The organism is Pseudomonas rubra (assembly GCF_028656935.1).
Lineage (GTDB): Bacteria > Pseudomonadota > Gammaproteobacteria > Pseudomonadales > Pseudomonadaceae > Aquipseudomonas > Aquipseudomonas rubra.
Genome location: NZ_JAMDGZ010000018.1, coordinates 120742 through 127571 on the forward strand (window position 1 = coordinate 120742; position 6830 = coordinate 127571).

Sequence of the window (6830 nt, forward strand, 5' to 3'; positions counted from 1 at the left end):
TAGTGCCCCCCCTTGAACAGCAGGTAGTCATGAAAACCAGCAAAATGCGCAAGATCAGCCTCGCCATCGCCGCAGCCCTGGTGCTCGGCATCACCCTGTATGCCGTCCAGGCCCCGGCCAAACCGCCGCAGTACATCACTGCGGTGGTTGAGCGGGGCGACATTGAAAATGCCGTGCTCGCCAGCGGCATGCTCGAAGGCGTCAAGCAGGTGGATGTCGGCGCCCAGGTCTCCGGGCAGTTGAAGTCGCTCAAGGTCAAGCTGGGCGACAAGGTCAGCGAGGGCCAGTGGCTGGCCGAGATTGACCCGCTGGTGCTGCGCAATACCCTGCGCCAGGCCGAGGTCGACGAAGAAAAGCTGCAGGCCGAGCGACGTTCGGCCCTGGCCCAGTTGACCCAGGCCAGAAGCGTCTACGAGCGCTACCGGGAACTGCAGAGCGACGAGGCGATCTCGCGCCAGGATTACGAGAACTCCGAGTCCGGGTACCTGGTGCAGCAAGCGGCGGTACGCTCACTGGATGCGCAGATCAAGAGTGCGCGGGTCGAGATCGACACGGCCAGGGTCAACCTGGGCTACACCCGCATCAACGCACCGATCAATGGCCATGTGGTCGGCATCGTCACCCAGGAAGGCCAGACGGTGATTGCCAACCAACTGGCGCCGGTGCTGCTCAAACTGGCTGACCTGGACACCATGACCATCAAGGCCCAGGTCTCGGAAGCCGATGTGATCCACATCAGCCCCGGGCAACCGGTGTACTTCACCATCCTGGGCGAGGACAAGCGCTACCATGCCACGCTGCGCGGCACTGAGCCGGCCCCCCAAGGCTATGCGCAAAGCGCCGACAAGAACGCCAGCGGGGGTGGCAAGCAGAGCAGCGCGGTGTTCTACAACGCCTTGTTCGAGGTGCCCAACCCGGAGCATCGCCTACGCATCTCGATGACCGCCCAGGTGCATATCGTCCTCGACACCGCCGAGGGCGTGTTGACTGTGCCGGTGGCGGCGCTGGGTCCGCGCAACGGCGATGGCAGCTACCCGGTGAAAGTCCTCGACGACAAAGGCTTTGCCCAGGTGCGTAACGTCCAGGCCGGGATCAACAATAACGTCAAGGTGCAGATCCGCCAGGGCCTTGCCGAAGGCGACCGGGTAGTGATCGGTGATCCGGTCACGCAGGAGGCGGGCGCATGAGCATGGACATGACCGCTGAGTTGCGCCCGCACACTGCTGCTGCGGCAAAGGCCGCAGAGCCGCTGCTGCGCTTGCAGGGCGTCAGCCGCAGCTTTCGCGCAGGCGACCGGGAGTTCCTGGCGCTCAAGGACATCGACCTGCAGATCGACAGCGGCGAGCTGGTGGCGATCATCGGTGCCTCCGGCTCGGGCAAGTCGACCCTGATGAACATCCTCGGTTGTCTGGATCACGCCAGCAGCGGCAGCTACCAGGTCGGCGGCCAGGAAACCCGCGCCCTGGACAGCGATGCCCTGGCGGCGCTGCGGCGCGACCATTTTGGCTTTATCTTTCAGCGCTACCACCTGCTGGCGCACCTGGACGCCCTGCATAACGTCGAGATTCCCGCCGTGTACGCCGGCACACCGCCGGCCCAGCGCCACCAGCGCGCCCGTGACCTGCTGACCCGCCTGGGCCTGGCCGGGCACCTGGCACACCGGCCCAGCCAGTTATCGGGTGGGCAACAGCAGCGGGTGAGTATCTGCCGGGCGTTGATGAACGGCGGCCAGGTGATCCTCGCCGACGAGCCCACCGGGGCACTGGACAGCCACAGCGGCAAGGAGGTGATGAACATCCTCCTGGAACTGCACGCCGCCGGGCACACGGTGATCCTGGTGACCCATGACCCCAAGGTCGCCGCCCACGCCGAGCGAGTGATCGAGGTCAGCGACGGGCAGATTGTCGCGGACCGGCGCACGGTTCGCCCGCCTGCAACCGCCTCGGTCAGCGAGCCTGCGGCGCAGGCACATGCAGGGCGCCGCCTGGTGGCCAGCCTGGGGTTGTTTCGCGAAGCCTTCAAGATGGCCTGGATCGCCTTGCTCTCGCACCGTATGCGGACCTTGCTGACCATGCTCGGGATCGTCATCGGCATCACCTCGGTGGTCTCCATCTCGGCCATCGGCGAGGGCGCCAAGGGCTACGTGCTCAAGGACATCCAGGCGATCGGCAGCAACACCATCGATATCTTTTCGGGGAGCAACTTCGGCGATAGCCGGGCCAAGGCCATCGAAACCCTGGTCCCGGCGGATGTGGTCGCGCTCAACGCGCTGTATTACGTCGACAGCGCCACCCCGGTGATCGGCCAGAGCACCCTGGTGCGCTATCGCAACCTGGATGTCGATGTACAGCTCAACGGCGTCAGCGAGCGTTATTTCCAGGTGCGCAACATTCCCCTGGCCGCCGGTATCGTCTTCAGTGCCGAGGATGCCCAGCGCCAGGCGCAGGTGGTGGTGATCGACCACAACACCCGCAAGCGTCTGTTTGGCCAGGGTGTCGACCCGCTGGGGCAGGTGATCCTGGTCGGCAACCTGCCGTGTACGGTGATCGGCGTGACCGCGCTGAACAAGAACCTGTTCGTCGCCAGCAACACTCTGAACATCTGGCTGCCCTACGAGACGGCTGCGGGCCGGGTGCTGGGCCAGCGCCACCTGGACAGCATCAGCGTGCGGGTCAAGGACGGTGTGCCGAGCAAACGGGTGGAGGAGGAAGTGACCAAGCTGATGCTGCAGCGCCACGGCACCAAAGACTTCTTCACCAACAACCTCGACAGCATCATGCAAACGATGCAAAAAACCAGCCGCTCGCTGACCCTGCTGCTGTCGTTGATCGCGGTGATTTCGCTGGTGGTGGGTGGCATCGGGGTGATGAACATCATGCTGGTCTCGGTGACCGAGCGGACCCGGGAGATCGGCATCCGCATGGCGGTGGGTGCGCGCCAGTCGGATATCCGCCAGCAGTTCCTGGTGGAGGCGGTGATGGTCTGCCTGTTCGGCGGCGTGGTCGGCATCGCCTTGTCGTACGGGATCGGTTACCTGTTCGAGTTGTTCGTCAAACAATGGGAGATGGTGTTTTCGCCGGGCTCGATCGTCATGGCCTTTGCCTGTTCGAGCCTGATCGGGGTGCTGTTCGGCTTCGTGCCGGCGCGCAATGCCGCGCGCCTGGACCCGATCGAGGCACTGGCGCGCGATTGAGGCCGGCGCCCTTGCTCAGGCGTCGGCATACATCCAGCGCAGTAACCCATGGCGGCCACTGATTCCCAGCTTGATCGCCGCCCGGCGCAGGTAGCTTTCCACCGTGTTGACCTTGAGTTCCAGGCGCTCGGCCTGCTCCGGTGCGGTATGCCCGGCCAGCAGGCCGAGGCATACCTGGCACTCGCGTTGCGACAGCACCAGGGCCGACTGGCTCAGGCGCTCGAGAAAACGCTGCTGCAGCCGCTCCGGCCCGCTGCGCTCGGTGGCAGTGGGCTGCAAGGCATTGATGTGCTTGTCCAGCATGGGCAGCAGCAAGGGCGAGATGTCTTCCAGATGGCCGCGTTCGCGCGCCGAGAACCCGTGAGCGGCGCGCAACACACGGATCTCGTGGCTATGGCCGTCCTTGCGGCGAATCAAGTGCAGGCGTGACGGGTCGCTGAAGTCGCCGTCGGGACACGGCTCGGAGGAAAACACCGTTTCACTGATCAGGTTAGCGTCGCCGTTGTAGGCGCAAGAGGTGACGCAGAGCGGGCGGATCTGCATGGCGTCGATGGTCAGATGGGCCTGGATCAGGTCGTGCAACATGCGCGGGAACTGGCGGCTGCCGGTGCTGGCAATGACTTTGCCGATCTGCGGGAAGAGCAAGTGCGAATTCATCGTGTCATCCATGAGGTTCGGTGGTGCAGTGACCCGCCGGCGTCTGGGGCTCCATCCTGGGCCTGCGGCGGGTGGTGCTAGCTATCCTAGTACAAGGATTGGGTGACGGTAGGGTGAATGGCGGTAATGGCGTAATAATGGCCACTTTGCGGTAAAGCGCCTACTGGGCAAACAGCAGCTCGGCGAAGCGGTCGGCCATGGTTGGCTTGGACTGGGCAGGCCAGATGGCACTGAGTTCGAAATGCGGCAAGTCGGCGCCATCGCGGATCTCGCTGTATTTCATGCCATCGAACTGCAAGGCCTGCACCGTTGCCGGCAACAGTGAAACCCCACGGCCGGCAGCAACGTAGGCGACGACTGTCAGGGTGCGGTTGGCCTCCTGGATAATCTGGATCGGGTGCCCGAGGCGGCGAAACGTGGCCAAAATGGCATTTCGAATCAAGGGCAACTGCTGTTCCGGAAACCACACCAGGCCTGTTGCGGCAAGCTGCTCCATGCTTACCCTGCCGTCATCGCCCACGGCATAGCCACTGGGTAGCACGGCAATCAACGGGTCCTGGCTGATGAGCTTCTCGCGCATGTTGCCCTGGATCGACACGGGGGTATGCAGCAGGCCGATATCAATTTCGCCCCGTTGCAGAGCAAGGCCCTGCTCGGCATTGCTCATCTCTCGTAGCACGACCTCGACACCTGGATAGCTTGCCTGCATGCGGTCAAGCGCACGGGGCAGGGCGCCGAACAATGCCGTGGAGACAAAACCAATGATCAGGCGACCCGCGCGTTTGGCACCGATGGCGCGTGCGCGCTGGGTGGCTGAGTCGATCCTGGCCAGGCTCACGCGGATGTCATCGATGATCGCAGTGGCGGCCGAGGTCAACTGTGCACCGCGCCGCGAACGTTCGAACAGCTTGACCCCCAGCTCCTTTTCCATGCGCACCAGGGCCTGGCTCAGCGCAGGCTGGGCGATGCCCAGATGTTCGGCGGCGCGGGTGATACTGCCAGTGTCGGCAATCGCCAGGAAATAGCGCAGGTGACGGTTTTCCATAAGCTCACGATATGAAAATAGATCGTTGACATAATAGATGTCAATCCAAGATTTTCATAGGATGACGTCATGGATCGGATCCAATAAGCCTTGCACACAGGCAGGCAGTAAAAAGGAAGTGCAATGACCAGGGATGGCGAAACAACGATCAGCCAGGATCAAGCAGCCGAGGGGTTTGCCGATCGTTGGTGCGTTCAAGACGCGCCTGCGGCGGTCGCGATAGACAGCCACGCTCACGTCTTCATCCAGGGCTTGCCTCTGGCCCGGGAACGGCGGCATACGCCGGACTACAACGCCAGCGTGGATGACTATGCGCAACAGCTGGCGGCCAACCGGATTTCCCATGGTGTTTTGGTGCAGCCGAGTTTTCTGGGCACCGACAATGCCTTCCTGCTGGCCGCACTGAAGCGTTATCCCTCGCGTTTTCGTGGCGTGGTGGTGGTAGAGCCGGACATCGACGAAGCACAGCTTGAGGCGCTGGCACGGCTGGGCGTGGTAGGTGTGCGACTGAATCTGATCAGTTGCGCGCTGCCGCAATTGCACAGCCCGCTGTGGCAACGTTTCATGGCCCGCATCAATGCCCTGGACTGGCACATTGAAGTGCAGTGCCAGGCCGAGGACTTGCCTTACCTGCTCGGTGCATTGTTGGACGGCGGTTGCAAGGTGGTAATCGACCATTTCGGTCGCCCGGACCCGCAGCGGGCTGAGGCCGATCCCGGATTTCAGTACTTGCTCACGCAAGGCGACACAGGGCGAGTCTGGGTCAAGTTATCCGGCGCCTATCGCTGTGCGCAGATGTGCTCTGACCCTTGCGGTCGTGCTTTCGGTGAACGTGCTGCGAAACTGCTGCTGCAGGCGTTCTCCAGTTCGCGGCTGCTGTGGGGCAGTGATTGGCCTCACACCCAACACCAGCAGTGGGTTGATTACGCTGCGACAACGTCGGCACTGCTCGATTGGGTGGCCGATCCCTGCGAGCGCGACCAGGTGATGATGCATACCCCCCAGAAGCTGTTCAAGTTCAATCCATAAGGAGTTTCCATGAGCGTTTCAAGCTTGCAGCGCAGAGCCGCATTCCGTCGCCAGGTCGAGGCACGCCAGGGGCTGCTGGTCGCCGGTGTATTCAATGCGCTGAGCGCACGAATCGCCACCGATATTGGTTTCCAGGCGTTGTATTTGAGCGGCGCGGGGGTGACCAACATGTCGCTCGGTTTGCCTGATCTTGGTTTCGTCGGGCTGGACGAGATGGCCGCACATGCCGCCAGGGTGCGCGATACTACCGACCTGCCATTGATCGTCGATGCCGACACCGGTTTTGGCAATGCCTTGAATGTGCGCCATTCGGTACATGTGCTCGAGCGCAGTGGCGCAGACGCCATCCAGTTCGAGGACCAGGTGTTGCCGAAGAAGTGTGGTCATTTCAACGGCAAGGATGTGATCAGCTGTGCCGAGATGGTTGGCAAACTCAAGGCTGCGGTCGATGCCCGCGAGGATCACAACGTGCAGATCATCGCCCGCACCGACGCCTGCGCCGTGGAAGGCATGGAGGCTGCGATCGAGCGCGCTCACCGCTATGTGGAGGCGGGCGCCGATATTCTGTTCATCGAGGCGACCGAAAGCCTTGAAGACATCAGGCGCCTGCCGGACCTGTTCAGCACGCCAAACCTGATCAACATCGTGATTGGCGGCAAGACACCGACCTTGAGCCGCGATGAGCTGGCCCAGCTCGGCTACGGCATTGTGCTCTACGCCAATGCCGGCTTGCAGAGTGCTTCACTGGGCATGCAGCGCGCCTTGACCTCGTTGCTGCGCAACGGTCGCCTGGACGAAGACCCGACGCTGGTGGTGCCGTTTGCCGAGCGTCAGCGGTTGGTGAACAAATCGCTTTATGAGGCGCTTGAAAGTCATTATGGGGTTATGCCGAGATAAGGCAAAAAT

The 6830-nt window shown here is 62.7% G+C and carries 6 protein-coding genes; 4 read left to right on the forward strand and 2 right to left on the reverse strand.

Going from position 1 to position 6830, the window contains the following annotated elements; genetic code table 11:
* Positions 1-29: 29 nt before the first annotated feature.
* Complete coding sequence (macA, locus tag M5G17_RS09500) at positions 30-1187, forward strand: macrolide transporter subunit MacA (protein ID WP_273892677.1); 1158 nt, start codon at positions 30-32, stop codon at positions 1185-1187.
* 2 nt (positions 1188-1189) lie between these two features.
* Entirely contained in the window at positions 1190-3193 is a 2004-nt protein-coding gene (locus M5G17_RS09505; protein WP_273892684.1) for a MacB family efflux pump subunit, read from the forward strand.
* 15 nt (positions 3194-3208) lie between these two features.
* On the opposite strand, the gene M5G17_RS09510 is transcribed toward M5G17_RS09505, so the two are convergent.
* Together M5G17_RS09510 and M5G17_RS09515 are read right to left on the reverse strand one after the other, a co-directional pair.
* Positions 3209-3850, reverse strand: coding sequence for a helix-turn-helix transcriptional regulator (locus tag M5G17_RS09510; RefSeq protein ID WP_273892678.1), 642 nt, complete (start codon positions 3848-3850; stop codon positions 3209-3211).
* A gap of 160 nt (positions 3851-4010) precedes the next feature.
* Entirely contained in the window at positions 4011-4895 is an 885-nt protein-coding gene (locus M5G17_RS09515; RefSeq protein ID WP_273892679.1) for a LysR family transcriptional regulator, read from the reverse strand.
* A gap of 123 nt (positions 4896-5018) precedes the next feature.
* Here M5G17_RS09515 and M5G17_RS09520 point away from each other — a divergent pair, with 123 nt between their 5' ends.
* Together M5G17_RS09520 and M5G17_RS09525 are read left to right on the forward strand one after the other, a co-directional pair.
* Positions 5019-5924, forward strand: coding sequence for an amidohydrolase family protein (locus M5G17_RS09520; RefSeq protein ID WP_273892680.1), 906 nt, complete (start codon positions 5019-5021; stop codon positions 5922-5924).
* Positions 5925-5933: 9 nt separating this feature from the next.
* Positions 5934-6821, forward strand: coding sequence for an isocitrate lyase/PEP mutase family protein (locus M5G17_RS09525; protein WP_273892681.1), 888 nt, complete (start codon positions 5934-5936; stop codon positions 6819-6821).
* Positions 6822-6830 lie beyond the last annotated feature (9 nt).

Bases quoted from the DNA above. Each gene is read 5' to 3' on its own strand.
- macA (WP_273892677.1), top strand. From the start codon at position 30: ATGAAAACCAGCAAAATGCGCAAGATCAGCCTCGCCATCGCCGCAGCC.
- M5G17_RS09505 (WP_273892684.1), top strand. From the start codon at position 1,190: ATGGACATGACCGCTGAGTTGCGCCCGCACACTGCTGCTGCGGCAAAG.
- M5G17_RS09510 (WP_273892678.1), bottom strand. From the start codon at position 3,850: ATGAATTCGCACTTGCTCTTCCCGCAGATCGGCAAAGTCATTGCCAGC.
- M5G17_RS09515 (WP_273892679.1), bottom strand. From the start codon at position 4,895: ATGGAAAACCGTCACCTGCGCTATTTCCTGGCGATTGCCGACACTGGC.
- M5G17_RS09520 (WP_273892680.1), top strand. From the start codon at position 5,019: ATGACCAGGGATGGCGAAACAACGATCAGCCAGGATCAAGCAGCCGAG.
- M5G17_RS09525 (WP_273892681.1), top strand. From the start codon at position 5,934: ATGAGCGTTTCAAGCTTGCAGCGCAGAGCCGCATTCCGTCGCCAGGTC.